Source organism: Comamonas granuli NBRC 101663 (assembly GCF_000739995.1).
Taxonomy (GTDB): Bacteria; Pseudomonadota; Gammaproteobacteria; order Burkholderiales; family Burkholderiaceae_C; genus Simplicispira; species Simplicispira granuli.
Genome location: NZ_BBJX01000011.1, coordinates 31,433 through 45,719, shown reverse-complemented (window position 1 = coordinate 45,719; position 14,287 = coordinate 31,433). Strand labels below are relative to the sequence as shown.

General features: G+C 67.3%; 14 protein-coding genes and 1 tRNA gene. 9 read left to right on the top strand and 6 right to left on the bottom strand.

Features of this window, described 5'->3' with window-relative positions; all coding sequences use genetic code 11:
* Positions 1-62 precede the first annotated feature (62 nt).
* The 5 genes from prfA to paeA all read left to right on the top strand — a co-directional run bounded on the left by prfA (position 63) and on the right by paeA (position 4,950).
* Positions 63-1,151: a peptide chain release factor 1 gene (gene prfA / locus CGR01S_RS12400; RefSeq protein ID WP_042427553.1), complete on the top strand. Its 1,089-nt coding sequence runs from the start codon at positions 63-65 to the stop codon at positions 1,149-1,151.
* Between the two features lie 20 nt (positions 1,152-1,171).
* Positions 1,172-2,038 (top strand): peptide chain release factor N(5)-glutamine methyltransferase, encoded by an 867-nt coding sequence (gene prmC, locus CGR01S_RS12395; protein WP_042427549.1) that lies wholly within the window; start codon positions 1,172-1,174, stop codon positions 2,036-2,038.
* Between the two features lie 50 nt (positions 2,039-2,088).
* Positions 2,089-2,406, top strand: a complete 318-nt coding sequence (gene grxD, locus CGR01S_RS12390; protein ID WP_042427546.1) for a Grx4 family monothiol glutaredoxin — start codon at positions 2,089-2,091, stop codon at positions 2,404-2,406.
* A 149-nt stretch (positions 2,407-2,555) separates the two neighbouring features.
* Positions 2,556-3,563: an AAA family ATPase gene (locus tag CGR01S_RS12385; protein WP_042427543.1), complete on the top strand. Its 1,008-nt coding sequence runs from the start codon at positions 2,556-2,558 to the stop codon at positions 3,561-3,563.
* 73 nt (positions 3,564-3,636) lie between these two features.
* Positions 3,637-4,950 (top strand): polyamine export protein PaeA, encoded by a 1,314-nt coding sequence (gene paeA / locus CGR01S_RS12380; RefSeq protein WP_042427541.1) that lies wholly within the window; start codon positions 3,637-3,639, stop codon positions 4,948-4,950.
* A 6-nt stretch (positions 4,951-4,956) separates the two neighbouring features.
* Here paeA and CGR01S_RS12375 read toward each other — a convergent pair whose 3' ends face one another.
* Positions 4,957-5,580, bottom strand: coding sequence for a lytic transglycosylase domain-containing protein (locus tag CGR01S_RS12375; RefSeq protein WP_042427539.1), 624 nt, complete (start codon positions 5,578-5,580; stop codon positions 4,957-4,959).
* On the bottom strand, positions 5,577-7,322 hold the full coding sequence (locus tag CGR01S_RS12370) for a proline--tRNA ligase (RefSeq protein ID WP_042427536.1): 1,746 nt from the start codon (positions 7,320-7,322) through the stop codon (positions 5,577-5,579). Before CGR01S_RS12370 ends, CGR01S_RS12375 begins: the two co-directional genes overlap by 4 nt.
* Before the next feature lie 93 nt (positions 7,323-7,415).
* Here CGR01S_RS12370 and CGR01S_RS12365 point away from each other — a divergent pair, with 93 nt between their 5' ends.
* Positions 7,416-8,099 (top strand): RNA pyrophosphohydrolase, encoded by a 684-nt coding sequence (locus CGR01S_RS12365; RefSeq protein WP_042427534.1) that lies wholly within the window; start codon positions 7,416-7,418, stop codon positions 8,097-8,099.
* Between the two features lie 57 nt (positions 8,100-8,156).
* Here CGR01S_RS12365 and proB read toward each other — a convergent pair whose 3' ends face one another.
* The 4 genes from proB to rplU form a co-directional block, all read right to left on the bottom strand.
* Positions 8,157-9,296: a glutamate 5-kinase gene (gene proB, locus CGR01S_RS12360; RefSeq protein WP_042427531.1), complete on the bottom strand. Its 1,140-nt coding sequence runs from the start codon at positions 9,294-9,296 to the stop codon at positions 8,157-8,159.
* A 68-nt stretch (positions 9,297-9,364) separates the two neighbouring features.
* A complete protein-coding gene (cgtA, locus tag CGR01S_RS12355) occupies positions 9,365-10,435 on the bottom strand; it encodes an Obg family GTPase CgtA (protein ID WP_042427528.1) in 1,071 nt (356 codons plus the stop codon).
* Between the two features lie 98 nt (positions 10,436-10,533).
* Positions 10,534-10,794 (bottom strand): 50S ribosomal protein L27, encoded by a 261-nt coding sequence (gene rpmA / locus CGR01S_RS12350; protein ID WP_042427526.1) that lies wholly within the window; start codon positions 10,792-10,794, stop codon positions 10,534-10,536.
* Between the two features lie 17 nt (positions 10,795-10,811).
* The gene (rplU, locus tag CGR01S_RS12345) at positions 10,812-11,123 is read right to left on the bottom strand and encodes a 50S ribosomal protein L21 (protein WP_042427597.1); all 312 of its coding nucleotides are present in this window, start codon (positions 11,121-11,123) and stop codon (positions 10,812-10,814) included.
* Positions 11,124-11,387: 264 nt separating this feature from the next.
* On the opposite strand from rplU, the gene CGR01S_RS12340 reads away from it, so the two are divergent.
* From CGR01S_RS12340 to pilB, 3 genes are all read left to right on the top strand, one after another.
* Positions 11,388-12,317: a polyprenyl synthetase family protein gene (locus CGR01S_RS12340; protein ID WP_042427523.1), complete on the top strand. Its 930-nt coding sequence runs from the start codon at positions 11,388-11,390 to the stop codon at positions 12,315-12,317.
* Positions 12,318-12,338: 21 nt separating this feature from the next.
* A tRNA-Pro gene (locus CGR01S_RS12335) sits at positions 12,339-12,415 on the top strand.
* A gap of 115 nt (positions 12,416-12,530) precedes the next feature.
* Positions 12,531-14,267, top strand: a complete 1,737-nt coding sequence (pilB, locus tag CGR01S_RS12330; protein ID WP_042427520.1) for a type IV-A pilus assembly ATPase PilB — start codon at positions 12,531-12,533, stop codon at positions 14,265-14,267.
* The last annotated feature ends 20 nt before the right edge of the window (positions 14,268-14,287 follow it).

The window sequence follows — 14,287 nt, the reverse complement described above, 5'->3', positions numbered from 1 at the left end:
CGCTTGACTGGCAAGCGCCTCCAGCTACCCAAAGCGTAGCAAACCCCTTCCCCCGGAACGCCATGAAACCCTTTCTCCGCACCCAACTGGAGCGCTATGCCCGGCGCCTGGAGGAGCTCGACTTCCTGCTCTCGCGCGAGGACATCATGGCCGACATGGCGCAGTACCGCGCCATCTCGCGCGAGCACGCCGAGGTCACGCAGATCGCCGGGCGCTACGCCCGCTACCTGCAGCGCGAGGCCGACCTGGCCGGCGCGCGCGACATGCTCGCCGACCCCGACATGGCCGAGATGGCGCAGGAGGAAATCCAGGGCTGCGAGGCCGAGCTGGCCCAGCTCGAAGACGAACTGCAGCGCCTGCTGCTGCCCAAGGACCCGGACGACGCGCGCAACGCCTTCCTCGAAATCCGCGCCGGCACGGGCGGCGACGAGTCGGCCCTGTTCGCCGGCGACCTGGCGCGCATGTACACGCGCTGGGCGGCCAACACCGGCTGGCGCACGGAGGTGGTGAGCGAGAGCCCTGCCGAGCTCGGCGGCTACAAGGAAATCGTGCTGCGCATCGTGGGCGAGGGCGCCTACGGCACGCTGCGCTTTGAATCGGGCGGCCACCGCGTGCAGCGCGTGCCCGCCACCGAGGCGCAGGGCCGCATCCACACCAGCGCCTGCACCGTGGCCGTGATGCCCGAGCCGGACGAAGCCGAGGCCATCACCCTCAACCCGGCCGACCTGCGCATCGACACCTTCCGCGCCAGCGGCGCCGGCGGCCAGCACATCAACAAGACGGACTCGGCCGTGCGCGTGGTGCACCTGCCCACGGGCATCGTCGCCGAATGCCAGGACGGGCGCAGCCAGCACGCCAACAAGGCCAAGGCCCTGCAGGTGCTGCAGGCGCGCATCCAGGACAAGGAGCGCAGCGAGCGCGCCGCCAAGGAGGCCGCCGAGCGCAAGGGCCTGATCGGCAGCGGCGACCGCAGCGACCGCATCCGCACCTACAACTTCCCGCAGGGGCGGCTGACCGACCACCGCATCAACCTCACGCTCTACAAGCTGCTGGCCATCATGGAGGGCGATCTGGACGAGGTGCTGCAGGCCCTGCGCCACGCCCGCGAGGCCGAGCAGCTCGCCGAGCTCGAACGCGGCACGGGCATCTAAGAAAACCGCAGGCAGCGCCCATGGAACAAGCGCCAGAAGCTCCTGAAAACATAGCACCCTGGAGCGTCCAGCAGGCACTGGAGCAGGCGCGCGCCCAGGGCCTGGAGCGCATCGATGCGCAGATGCTGCTGCTGCACGCCCTGGGCCGCCCCCTGCACGACCGCGCCTGGCTGCTCACGCACGACACCGACACCCTGCCGGCGCCCGTGCAGGCGCAGTACGCCGCCCTGTGCGCGCGGCGCCAGGCGGGCGAGCCCGTGGCCTACCTCACGGGGCGCAAGGCCTTTTACGGCCTGGAGCTGCAGGTGGACGCGCGCGTGCTCGACCCGCGCCCCGACACCGAGACCCTGGTGGACTGGGCCCTGCAGGCGCTGCAGGCGCGCACCGCGCCGCGCATCGTCGACCTGGGCACGGGCAGCGGCGCCATCGCCCTGGCCCTGCAAAGCCAGCGCCCCGACGCTCGGGTGCTGGCCGTGGATGCCAGCGCCGGCGCGCTCGCCGTCGCCCAGGGCAATGCCGCGCGCCTGCGCCTGCCGGTGCAATGCCTGCAGGGCGATTGGCTGCAGGGGCTGCAGGGGCCGTTCGACGCCATCGTCGCCAACCCGCCCTACATCCCCCAGGCCGACCCGCACCTGGCCGCGCTGCGCCACGAGCCGCGCGCGGCCCTGGCCAGCGGCGCCGACGGCCTGGCGGACCTGCGCGCCATCATCGCCCAGGCCCCGGCCTGCCTGGCGCCGGGCGGCTGGCTGCTGCTCGAGCACGGCTGGGACCAGGCCCCGGCCGTCTGCGCCCTGCTGCAGGAGGCCGGCTTTGCCGCCGTGCAAACACGCAAAGACCTCGCCGGCATCGTGCGTTGCTCGGGCGGCCAATGGCCAGGGATGAAATAATCGCGGTTTTGCCATCGCTGCCGCCACAGCAGCCCTATCCCGGAGCCTCCATGAGCGACATCCACCAACGCATCGACGCCCTCGTCAAATCCAACGACCTTCTGCTGTTCATGAAGGGGACGGCCAGCTTCCCCATGTGCGGCTTCTCGGGCCGCGCCGTGCAAATCCTCAAGGCCTGCGGCGTGGACCCCAAGGACATCGCCACCGTCAACGTGCTCGACGACGACGAGATCCGCCAGGGCATCAAGGACTACAGCCACTGGCCCACCATCCCGCAGCTCTACATCAAGGGCGAATTCATCGGCGGCTCGGACATCATGATGGAGATGTACGAGTCGGGCGAACTCAAGAAGATGCTCGGCACCTGAGCCCGCACGCCGCACGCGCCAGCCGCCCCCCAGGGCGGCTTTTTTTGTGCCTGGAACAGGGGGTGCAACACCGGGCATTTCCAGCATTGAGCGGCCCGGGCATCTGTGCTTGAATTTGGGCGTGACATCCCCGACCGCAGGAGCTCGCCATGACAGCCCATAGCCTGGTTCCACAAACCCTCCACCTGAACCTGCCGGTGGCGCGCATGCACAAGGTGTTCCATCCCGGCGACGTGGAGCGCAAGCTCGCCCGCCTGCAGGACGGCGCGGGCCAGCGCGAGCACGAGGGCCTGCGCAGCGTGTACGAACGCATGCTCGAACGCGGACCCGAGCGCTTTCAGGTCAAGCCGCGCGGCGTGCCCGACATGGGCGCGCTGTACGAGCAACTGCCCAACTTCACCGAGGCGCTCGACGATGTGCGCCGCCATGTCGCCCTGGCGCAGGACAGCAGCGATGGCCTGGAGGTCACGCCCATGCTGCTGCTCGGGCCGCCGGGCATCGGCAAGACGCATTTCGCACGCCAGTTGGCCGAGCTGCTGGGCACGGGCATGAACCTGCTGCCCATGGGCTCCATGACGGCGGGCTGGCTGCTGTCGGGCTCGTCCGCGCAATGGAAGGGCGCGCGCCCCGGCAAGGTGTTCGAGGCCCTGGTCGAGGGCGAATACGCCAACCCCGTGCTCGTGGTCGATGAGATCGACAAGGCCAGCAGCGAGGCGCAGTACGACCCACTGGGCGCGCTCTACAGCCTGCTGGAGCATGACACGGCCCAGGCCTTCACCGACGAGTTCGCCGAAGTGCCCATCGACGCGAGCCAGGTCATCTGGATCACCACGGCCAACGACGAGCGCAGCATCCCCGACCCCATCCTCAACCGCATGAACGTCTTCGAGGTGCAGGCCCCCTCCCCCGCGCAGGCGCGCACCATCGCGCGCAATCTGTACGCCCAGATCCGCGCCGACCACGACTGGGGGCGCCTGCTGGAGCCCGAGCCGCTCGACGATGTGCTGGACCTGCTGGCCGCCCTGCCCCCGCGTGAGATGCGCCGCGCGCTCATGACGGGCTTTGGCAACGCCCGCCTGGCCCAGCGCAGCGCCGTGCAGCCCGAAGACCTGCCGCGCGCGGCCAGCGGCAAGGCCCGCATAGGCTTCGTGCAATAGGGGCCCAGGACACCCGGCTACACTCAGACCGTGGTGCGCCACGCGCACGCTCCGGCACCTCTGCCGCCATTGCATGACCCTGAGCCAAAGCCTGTTCATCATCGGCCTGCTGATTGCGGCCAGCGCCTTCTTCTCCGTGGCCGAGATCACACTGGCCGCCGCGCGCCGCCTGCGCCTGCGCCAGATGGCCGACGAGGGCGACGCACGCGCCGAGCGCGTGCTGCACATACAGGAACAGCCGGGCGACTATTTCACCGTGGTGCAGGTCGGGCTCAACGCCGTGGCCATCCTCGGCGGCATCGTGGGCGAAGGCGCGCTGAGCCCCTACTTCACTGCGCTGTTCGAGCTGTGGCTGAGCGCCAAGAGCGCCCAGACCCTGGGTTTTCTGGCCTCGTTTCTGGCCGTCAGTTCGCTGTTCATCCTGTTTGCCGACCTGCTGCCCAAGCGCCTGGGCATGGCGCACCCGGAGTCTGTGGCCGTGCGCGTGGTGCTGCCCATGCAGTGGTGCATGGCCGTCTTCCGGCCCATGGTCTGGCTCTACGGGCGCGCCGCCGATGCGCTCCTGCGCCTCTCGGGCCTGTCCAGCCAGCGCGACGAGCGCATCACCTCCGAGGACATCCTGGCCATGACCGAGGCCGGCGCGCGCGCCGGCGTGCTCGCGCTGCGCGAGCAGCAGGTGATCGCCAACGTCTTCGAACTCGACACGCGCACCGTGGAGTCAGCCATGACGCCGCGCGACCGCATCGCCTACTTCCTGCGCGACGACCCCGACGAGGTGATCCGCGCGCGCATCGCCGCCGAGCCCTATTCCACCTACCCGGTGTGCGATGGCGACATCGACCACGTGCTGGGCTACGTGGACGCCAAGGACCTGTTCCAGCGCGTGCTCAACAACCAGCCGATCTCGCTCGCCGACGAGCACCTGGTGCGCAAGATGCTCATCGTGCCCGACCGCCTGACGCTGGCCGAGGTGCTGGAGCAGTTCCGCCAGGTGCACGAGGACTTTGCCGTCATCGTCAACGAGTACAGCCTCATCGTCGGCGTGGTCACGCTCAACGATGTCATGAGCACGGTGATGGGCGACCTCGTGGGCCCCGCCGACGAGGAGCAGATCGTGCGGCGCGACGAGCACTCCTGGCTCATCGACGGCGTCACGCCCATCACCGACGTGCTGCACGCACTGCAGCTCGACGAGCTGCCGCACGCCGACGAGTACGAGACGCTGGCGGGCTTTCTGATGGTCATGCTGCGCCGCGTGCCTCGGCGCACGGACAGCGTGGCCTGGAAGGGCTACAAGTTCGAGGTCATCGACGTGGACAGCTACCGCATCGACCAGGTCATGGTCACGCGCCTGCCCGAGGACTCGCCTGCCGCGCCCCCCGCCTGAGCCCACTCACAGGGCCAGGCGCCCGTCGAAGGCCCAATGGCGCTGCGCGGCAAACACCGCATTGGGGTAGGCCGGCTTGCCCCGGCTGCCGTTGTAGCGGCCCAGGGCCAGGTACAGGTCGCCGCGCTCGCGGTCCAGGTAGTGGCGCAGGATGACGCAGCCAAAGCGCAGATTGGTCTGCATATGGAACAGCTTGCCGGGGTCGCCGTCGCCGATCAGCCGGCTCCAGAACGGCATGACCTGCATGTAGCCGCGCGCCCCCACGCTGGAGACGGCGAACTTGCGGAACGCGCTCTCCACCTGGATCAGGCCCAGCACCAGGGACACATCGAGCCCGGCGCGCGCGCTCTCGTACCAGGCGGTCTGCAAGAACTCGCGCCGCACCTCCAGGTCGGCCTTGCGCCGGCGCAGGCGGTTGCTCATGGTGCCCAGCCAGCGCAGGTAGTGCAGGCGCGCCTCGGTGGTGGCGAAATGGGGTTCGGGCGGCGCGCTGTTGGCGATGGCCGAGCTCAAGGCCGTGCGCACGGCATCGGCCAGGGGCTCCTCGATCTGTCCGCCCGCGCGCGCAACCCCAGGCGCCAGGAACAGCCCGGCCCCCGCCGCGAGGCAGGCCCGGCGGCCGATGCTCATACCGATAGCCGGCCCTTCACATGGGCCAGGATGTCGGCCACGGCCACCTTGGTCGCGGCGGCGTCGCGGCGGTGCTGGTACTCGACCACGCCGTCCTTGAGGCTCTTGTCGCCAATGGTCACGCGGTGCGGCACGCCGATCAGCTCCCAGTCGGCGAACATGGCGCCAGGGCGTTCGCCGCGGTCGTCGAGGATCACGTCCACGCCGGCGGCGCACAGGTCGGCGTAGAGCTGCTCGGCGGTGGCCTTGACGGCCTCGCTGCGGTCCATGCCCACCGGGCAGACCACCACGGTGAAGGGCGCAATGGCATCGGGCCAGATGATGCCGCGCTCGTCGTGGTTCTGCTCGATGGCGGCGGCAGGAAGGCGCGTGATGCCGATGCCATAGCAGCCCATCTCGAAGAACTGCGGCTTGCCGTTCTCGTCCAGGAACGTGGCGCCCATGTCCTTGCTGTACTTGGTGCCGAGCACGAAGATATGCCCCACCTCGATGCCGCGCTCGATGGCCAGCTCGCCCTTGCCGTCGGGCGAGGGGTCGCCCGCCACCACGTTGCGCAGGTCGGCCACGGCATCGGGCTCGGGCAGGTCGCGGCCCCAGTTCACGCCGGTGAGGTGGTAGTCCACCTCGTTGGCGCCGCAGATCCAGTCGGCCAGCACGGCCACCTCGCGGTCTGCGACGATCTTCACGGGCTTCTTCAAGCCGATGGGGCCCAGGTAGCCGGGCTTGCAGCCGAAATGCTCCTCGATCTCGCCCACGGTGGCGAAGCGGAAGCCCGCATCCAGCCCCGGCACCTTGCCGACCTTGATCTCGTTCATGTCATGGTCGCCGCGCAGCAGCAGCAGCCAGACGGTGCTTTTCACCGTCTCGCCCGCCTCGTTCACCTCGTCCGTGGCCAGCACCAGCGACTTGACGGTGGTGGCCAGCGGCACACCGAGCAATTCGGCCACGTCGGCGCAGGTGGCCTTGCCGGGCGTGGGCATCTTCTCCATGGCGTGGGCCGGTGCCGGCCGCGGACCGGCCGGGGCCAGGGCCTCGGCCTTTTCCATGTTGGCGGCGTAGCCGCTGCCCGGGCAGTAGACGATGGCATCCTCGCCCGTGGCAGCGATGACCTGGAACTCCTCGGACAGATCGCCGCCAATGGCGCCGCTGTCGGCGGCGACGGCACGGTAGCGCAGACCGAAACGGTCGAAGATGGCGCGGTAGGCCTTGGCCATGGCCTGGTAGCTGCCCTTGGCGGCGTCCAGGTCGCGGTCGAAGCTGTACGCGTCCTTCATGATGAATTCACGGCTGCGCATCACGCCGAAACGCGGGCGGCGCTCGTCGCGGAACTTGGTCTGGATGTGATAGAAGTTCCTGGGCAACTGCTTGTAGCTGCGCAGTTCCTGGCGTGCAATGTCGGTGATCACTTCCTCGCTGGTGGGCTGGATGACGAAATCGCGGCCATGCCGGTCCTTCACGCGCATCAACTCCGGCCCCATCTTGCTCCAACGGTCGGTTTCCTGCCAGAACTCGGCCGGCTGCACCACCGGCATCAGCAGTTCCACCGCGCCGGCGCGATTCATCTCCTCCCGCACGATGGCCTCGATCTTGCGCACCACGCGCAGGCCGATGGGCATCCAGTTGTACATGCCGGCGCCCAGCTTCTTGACCATGCCGGCGCGCATCATGAGTTTGTGGCTGACCACCTCGGCATCGGCCGGGGCTTCCTTGAGGGTGGAAATGAAGAACTGGGAGGCTTTCATCGGACGCAATCAGGCGGGGGGAAGGGGCGCCGCACTTGCCGCAAACCAGGTGGCATGCATAATGGACGCAGTTGTAAAAATTGGGGTTAGATTATGCTTGACCGGGACGGCTTTCGCCCGAACGTCGGCATCATCCTGCTCAACCACAAGAACCAGGTGTTCTGGGGCAAGCGCATACGCACCCATAGCTGGCAGTTTCCACAGGGCGGCATCGACCGGGGCGAATCCCCCGAACAAGCCATGTACCGGGAGCTCCACGAAGAGGTCGGATTGTCGCCCAGCCACGTTCGTCTGGTGGCCCGTACCCGGGACTGGTTGCGCTACGAGGTGCCTGACCGGTACATCCGCCGCGACGCGCGCGGACATTACAAGGGCCAGAAGCAGATCTGGTTCCTGCTGCAGCTCCTGGGTCACGACTGGGATCTGAACCTGCGCGCGACCGATCACCCCGAGTTCGACGCCTGGCGCTGGAACGATTACTGGGTGCCCCTCGATGTGGTGGTCGAATTCAAGCGCGGCGTCTATGAAATGGCACTCACGGAGCTCGCACGCTTCCTGCCGCGCCAGGAGTACCGCAACCGCTACCTGCGCGGCAATATGCGCACGCGGGAACCCGAGTCCGCCCAGGCAGCGGGCACCGCCCTGCGCGCGAACCAGTTGCTGCTGCACCCAGGGGTGGAAATGCCGCCTGGCGCCAGCTTCGACCCCGCGCCGCCGTCGTCGGCGCTGCCGGATACGCCTGCCGGGGGCAGCAAGCTGCCGCACGGAACCCGTTGAGGGGCGCGCGCCCCGGCACAGGCCGCGGGCGCCGCGCAGCGGCGCGGGGCCGTGCTTTCAGGCGCCGGTGAGCACCAGGTTGTCGCGGTGCACCATCTCGGGCTCCGCCGCGTAGCCCAGCAGGCGCTCGAATTCACCCGAGGGCTTGCGGCACAGCAGGCGCGCCTCGGCGCTGGCGTAGTTGGCCAGGCCGCGTGCAATTTCCCGGCCCTGCGCGTCACGCACGGCAATCACGTCCCCGCGCGAGAATTCGCCTTCCACCGCGGTCATGCCGATGGGCAGCAGGCTTTTGCCCTCGCCCCGCAGCTTGGCGGCGGCGCCGGCATCCACGACCACAGCGCCACGCAACTGCAGATGGTCGGCCATCCATTGCTTGCGCGCCTGCGTCTTGGCCGTCTGCGCCACCAGCAGCGTGCCGATGGCCTCGCCCTGCACCAGGCGCACGAGCACGTCACTCTCGCGCCCCCAGGCAATGACGGTCGAGGCGCCCGAGCCTGCGGCGCGCTTGGCCGCCAGGATCTTGGTGATCATGCCGCCCTTGCCGATGCTTGAGCCCGCGCCGCCGGCCATGGCCTCCAGTGCCGGATCGCCCGCCCGCGCCTCATGCACGAACCGCGCCTCGGGGTCCTTACGCGGATCGGCGGTGTACAGGCCCTTCTGGTCCGTGAGAATGACCAGCACGTCGGCCTCCACCAGGTTGGCGACCAGCGCCCCCAGGGTGTCGTTGTCGCCGAACTTGATCTCGTCGTTGACCACGGTGTCGTTCTCGTTGATCACCGGCAGCACGCCGAGCTGCAGCAGCGTGAGCAGGGTGGAACGCGCGTTGAGGTAGCGCTCGCGGTCAGCCAGGTCGGCATGGGTGAGCAGCACCTGGGCGCTGCCCAACCCCTGCTCGCGCAGCTTGGTCTCGTACATCTGCGCCAAGCCCATCTGGCCCACGGCGGCAGCGGCCTGCAGCTCATGCACTTCCTTGGGGCGGCTCGTCCAGCCCAGGCGCTTCATGCCCTCGGCGATGGCGCCGCTGGAGACCATGATGACCTCGCGGCGCACCTGGCCGTCGCCGCGCACCAGCGCAGCCAGTTGGCGGCACCACTGGGCAATGGCCGTTTCGTCCAGGCCGCGGCCTTCGTTGGTTACCAGGCTGGAGCCCACTTTCACCACGATGCGGCGGGCATCGCGCAGCACGTTCGAAGCCATTTTTGCGTCTTTTTGTGTTGCAACGCTTGCTGGGCAAGCGCTATAAGCTATCAAAATAGTAGCGTATTTTATTCCGCCGCATCACCGGCAAAGCGCGGGTCCACGTCGGGCACCTGCTGCTCGGCCCGCTGCAAGCTGTGCACGTGCTGGAAGATGGCCTTGATGAGCGGCTCGCAGCCCTCGCGCGTGAGCGCAGAGATCTCGAACACCGGGCCCTTCCACTTGAAGCGCTTGACGAAGTCCTTGACCTTGGCCGCGCGCTGTTCCTGCGGGACCATGTCGAGCTTGTTGAGCACCAGCCAGCGCGGTTTCTCGTACAGCGCGGCGTCATATTTCTTGAGCTCGCCCACGATGGCCTTGGCCTGGGCGACCGGATCGACCGCATCGTCGAACGGCGCCAGGTCGACGATGTGCAGCAACAGGCGCGTGCGCTGCAGGTGGCGCAGGAACTGATGCCCCAGGCCCGCACCTTCGGAGGCGCCTTCGATCAGGCCCGGGATGTCGGCCACGACGAAACTCTGCTCCGGCCCCACGCGCACCACGCCCAGGTTGGGATGCAGCGTGGTGAACGGGTAATCGGCGATCTTGGGCCGCGCATTGGAGACCGCGGCGATGAAGGTGGACTTGCCCGCATTGGGCATGCCCAGCAGGCCCACGTCGGCCAGCACCTTGAGTTCGAGCTTGACGCTTTTGCGCTCGCCCGGCCAGCCCGGCGTCTTCTGGCGCGGCGCCCGGTTGATGGAGCTCTTGAAGCGCAGGTTGCCAAAGCCGCCGTCGCCGCCCTTGGCGAGCACGATGCATTCGCCCGGTGTGAGCAGCTCGTGCAGCACTTCGCCGGTCTCGGCGTCGCTGATGATGGTGCCCACGGGCATCTTCAGCGTGATGTCCGCACCGGCGGCGCCGAACATGTCCGAACCCATGCCATGCTCGCCGCGCTTGGCCTCATGGCGGCGGGCATAGCGGTAGTCCACGAGGGTGTTGAGGTTGGGATCGGCCACTGCATAGACATGGCCGCCGCGTCCGCCGTCACCGCCATTGGGGCCGCCGAACTCCTTGTATTTCTCGTGCCGGAACGACACGCAGCCGTTGCCGCCGTCGCCGGCGGCAACGTCGATATAGGCTTCATCGACGAATTTCATGGGGTATCCAGTTTACAAAACAGCAGCGGCCCTGCCCCGGAAAATACAAAGCCCCGCTTGGGCGGGGCTTCGCAGCGGGGAACGCGGGACGGCAGGCCTCAGGCAGCCGGCGTCACGTTGACCGTATGCTTGTTCAGCGCACCCTTGGTGGCGAACGACACGTGGCCGTCGACCAGGGCAAACAGCGTGTGGTCCTTGCCCACACCGACGTTCGTGCCGGGGTGGAACTTGGTGCCGCGCTGGCGCACGATGATGGAGCCGGCGCTGATCAGTTCACCGCCAAACGCCTTCACGCCGAGCATCTTGGGCTTGGAATCGCGCCCGTTTCGCGTAGAGCCGCCGCCTTTTTTCTGTGCCATGACTTCTACTCCTCAGTTCAAGCGGCAATTGCACCGATCAGCAGTTCGGTGAACTGCTGGCGATGGCCCTGGCGCTTCTGGTAGTGCTTGCGACGGCGCAGCTTGAAGATGCGCACCTTGTCGTGCTTGCCGTGGGCCACGATGGTGGCTTTCACGGTGGCGCCGGACACCAGGGGCGTGCCCACCTTGAGTTCCGCGCCGTTGCCGACGGCCAGAACCTGGTCGATCACGATTTCCTGGCCTACGTCCGCAGCAATCTGTTCTACCTTGATTTTTTCGCCGGAAGCAACGCGATACTGCTTGCCGCCGGTTTTTATGACCGCGTACATGTTGACCTCTTTCTTGCATTTGTGCACCCCGGCCCCGGGCTTTCCAGGACGCTTCGTGCACACCCATTCCGAGGAACGATTTCCAAGGAACCGTAAATTATAGCTTTTTTGTCCGAAAGAGCCATCCCCTTGCCAAGCCGGGGGACCGCGCCCGGAGACACGGCGGGCGCTTTTTATAATCGGCCCACTTCGCTAGCAGCACGCACCTTGACCGCCTCCACCCCCCCATCCCCTCCCTCCCCGCTCGCACTCATCGCCCCGGACATGCGCGAAGTGGACCGGGTCATCGCCCTGCGGCTGGACTCCCATGTCCCGCTGGTGGGCCAGATCTCCCAATACATCATCGCGGCCGGCGGCAAGCGGCTGCGGCCGGCGCTGCTGCTGCTCGTCGCTGGCGCCCTGGGCTGTCACAGCGCACAGCGGTTCAACCTGGCCGCGGTGGTTGAATTCATCCATACCGCCACCCTGCTGCACGACGACGTGGTCGATGCCTCCACGATGCGTCGCGGCCGCGCCACAGCAAATGAAACTTTCGGTAACCCCGCCAGCGTGCTGGTGGGCGATTTTCTGTACTCGCGCGCCTTCCAGATGATGGTCGATGCCGGGCAGATGCGCATCATGGAAGTCCTGGCCGACGCCACCAACGTCATTGCCGAAGGCGAGGTCATGCAGCTCATGAACATGCATGACGCATCGCTGGACGAAGCCGCCTACCTCCAGGTCATCCGCTCCAAGACCGCCAAGCTGTTCGAGGCCAGCAGTCGCCTCGCAGCCATCCTGGCGGGCAGCAGCGCGGCCACCGAAGAGGCCTGCGCGACCTACGGCCAGGCCCTGGGCACAGCGTTCCAGATCATCGATGACGTCCTCGACTACGACGGCGACACCCAGGAAATGGGCAAGAACCTGGGTGACGACCTGCGCGAGGGCAAGGCCACGCTGCCCTTGATCGCCGCCATGCAACGCGGCACGCCGGCGCAGGCGCTCACGGTGCGCCACGCCATCGAGCAGGGCAGCACCGACGAGCTGCACGCCATCGCCGCCATCGTGCGCGAAACAGGGGCCCTGGACGTGGCCCGGCAGGCCGCCGCCGCAGAGGCGCAGCGCGCCATGGACGCAATTTCTATCCTTCCGGACAATCCGCACCGCGCAGCTTTGCTACAATTGGCGGCTCAGCTGCTGACGCGCAGAACCTGAACGGTTCCGCGCACAGACCATCGGGGTGTAGCTTAGCCTGGTAGAGCGCTACGTTCGGGACGTAGAGGCCGGAGGTTCGAATCCTCTCACCCCGACCAGGTGCCCACGGATTGCGTCCAGCGGTCCCCTCGGGCAATCCCTGTCACGATTTACAGTGCTGCACTGTTCGACGATGATAGGATGGTTTCGCGATTTCCCGTTCCATCTGGTGACATGGCCGCTGTAGATTCCACGCACAAAGACCCTGTATCAATTGCCTTGCCCGGCCTGGGCAGGGCGTTGATTTCCGCGGGCAAGCTCACCCCCAAGGCAGCAGAGGACATCTTCCGCAAGTCGCAGGCCAGCCGCACCAGCTTCATCGCCGAACTGACCGGCTCGGGCGCGGTCTCGCCCTCCGACCTGGCACACACGGTATCGGCCGTATTCGGCGCCCCGCTGCTCGACCTGGACGCCATCGATCCCCTGCGCCTGCCCAAGGATCTGCTCGACAACAAGATTTGCCAGGCCTACCGGGTGCTCGTGCTGAGCAAGCGCAACAACCGGCTGATCGTGGCCACCGCCGACCCCACGGACCAGGAAGCGGCCGAAAAGATCAAGTTCACGACCCAGATGGGCGTGGACTGGATCATTGCCGAGTACGACAAGCTCTCCAAGCTGGTCGAGGCAGCGACCAAGTCGGCGGGCGAGTCCATGGAGGCGCTCTCCGGCGGCGATTTCGACTTCAACGATGTGTCCTCCGAGATCCCGGATGAGCCCGAGGACACCGGCGCGGCCGCCGACGTCGAGGACGCCCCCATCGTCAAGTTCCTGCACAAGATGCTGGTGGATGCGTTCAACATGCGCGCCTCGGACTTGCACTTCGAGCCGTACGAGCACCAGTACCGCGTGCGCTTTCGCATCGACGGCGAATTGCGCGAGATTGCCTCGCCGCCCGTGGCCATCAAGGACAAGCTCGCCTCCCGCATCAAGGTGATCTCGCGCCTGGACATCTCCGAAAAGCGCGTGCCCCAGGACGGGCGCATGAAGCTCAAGGTCGGCCCCGACCGTGTGATCGACTTCCGCGTCAGCACCCTGCCCACGCTGTTCGGCGAGAAGATCGTGATCCGTATCCTGGACCCGAGCAGCGCCAAGATGGGTATCGACGCGCTGGGCTATGAGCCGGAGGAAAAGGAGCGGCTGCTGCAGGCGATCAATCGGCCCTACGGCATGATCCTGGTGACCGGCCCCACGGGCTCGGGCAAGACGGTGTCGCTCTACACCTGCCTGAACCTGCTGAACAAGCCCGGGGTGAACATCGCCACAGCCGAGGACCCCTCGGAAATCAACATGCCCGGCGTCAACCAGGTCAACGTCAATGAGAAGGCGGGACTGACCTTCGCTGCCGCGCTCAAGTCCTTTCTGCGCCAGGACCCGGACATCATCATGGTGGGTGAAATCCGCGACCTGGAGACAGCCGACATCGCGATCAAGGCGGCGCAGACGGGCCACCTGGTGCTCTCCACCCTGCACACCAACGACGCACCGACCACGCTCACGCGCATGCGCAACATGGGCATTGCGCCGTTCAACATCGCCTCCAGCGTGATCCTCATCACGGCCCAGCGCCTGGCGCGCCGGCTGTGCCCGCACTGCAAGGCTCCGGCCGACGTGCCGCACGAGGCGCTGCTCGACGCGGGCTATCCGGAAGAGGAAATCGACGGCTCCTGGGTACCCTACCGACCCGTGGGCTGCTCGGCGTGCAACAACGGCTACAAGGGACGGTTGGGCATCTACCAGGTGATGCCCATCAGCGAGGAGATCCAGCGCATCATCCTGCGCGATGGCAGCGCCCTGGAGATCGCCGAGCAGGCACGCAACGAGGGCGTGCGCTCGCTGCGCGAATCGGGGCTGCACAAGGTCAAGCTGGGACTGACCTCGCTGGAGGAAGTGCTCGCCGTGACCAACGAATAACAACGACCGTACGAGGTGGA

What these genes read in the sequence shown, in the direction of transcription:
- CGR01S_RS12340 (WP_042427523.1), top strand. Translation starts at nt 11,388, where the DNA reads ATGCGCGAAGTGGACCGGGTCATCGCCCTGCGGCTGGACTCCCATGTC.
- CGR01S_RS12385 (WP_042427543.1), top strand. Translation starts at nt 2,556, where the DNA reads ATGACAGCCCATAGCCTGGTTCCACAAACCCTCCACCTGAACCTGCCG.
- CGR01S_RS12375 (WP_042427539.1), bottom strand. Translation starts at nt 5,580, where the DNA reads ATGAGCATCGGCCGCCGGGCCTGCCTCGCGGCGGGGGCCGGGCTGTTC.
- rplU (WP_042427597.1), bottom strand. Translation starts at nt 11,123, where the DNA reads ATGTACGCGGTCATAAAAACCGGCGGCAAGCAGTATCGCGTTGCTTCC.
- grxD (WP_042427546.1), top strand. Translation starts at nt 2,089, where the DNA reads ATGAGCGACATCCACCAACGCATCGACGCCCTCGTCAAATCCAACGAC.
- paeA (WP_042427541.1), top strand. Translation starts at nt 3,637, where the DNA reads ATGACCCTGAGCCAAAGCCTGTTCATCATCGGCCTGCTGATTGCGGCC.
- prmC (WP_042427549.1), top strand. Translation starts at nt 1,172, where the DNA reads ATGGAACAAGCGCCAGAAGCTCCTGAAAACATAGCACCCTGGAGCGTC.
- rpmA (WP_042427526.1), bottom strand. Translation starts at nt 10,794, where the DNA reads ATGGCACAGAAAAAAGGCGGCGGCTCTACGCGAAACGGGCGCGATTCC.
- prfA (WP_042427553.1), top strand. Translation starts at nt 63, where the DNA reads ATGAAACCCTTTCTCCGCACCCAACTGGAGCGCTATGCCCGGCGCCTG.
- pilB (WP_042427520.1), top strand. Translation starts at nt 12,531, where the DNA reads ATGGCCGCTGTAGATTCCACGCACAAAGACCCTGTATCAATTGCCTTG.
- cgtA (WP_042427528.1), bottom strand. Translation starts at nt 10,435, where the DNA reads ATGAAATTCGTCGATGAAGCCTATATCGACGTTGCCGCCGGCGACGGC.
- CGR01S_RS12365 (WP_042427534.1), top strand. Translation starts at nt 7,416, where the DNA reads ATGCTTGACCGGGACGGCTTTCGCCCGAACGTCGGCATCATCCTGCTC.
- proB (WP_042427531.1), bottom strand. Translation starts at nt 9,296, where the DNA reads ATGGCTTCGAACGTGCTGCGCGATGCCCGCCGCATCGTGGTGAAAGTG.
- CGR01S_RS12370 (WP_042427536.1), bottom strand. Translation starts at nt 7,322, where the DNA reads ATGAAAGCCTCCCAGTTCTTCATTTCCACCCTCAAGGAAGCCCCGGCC.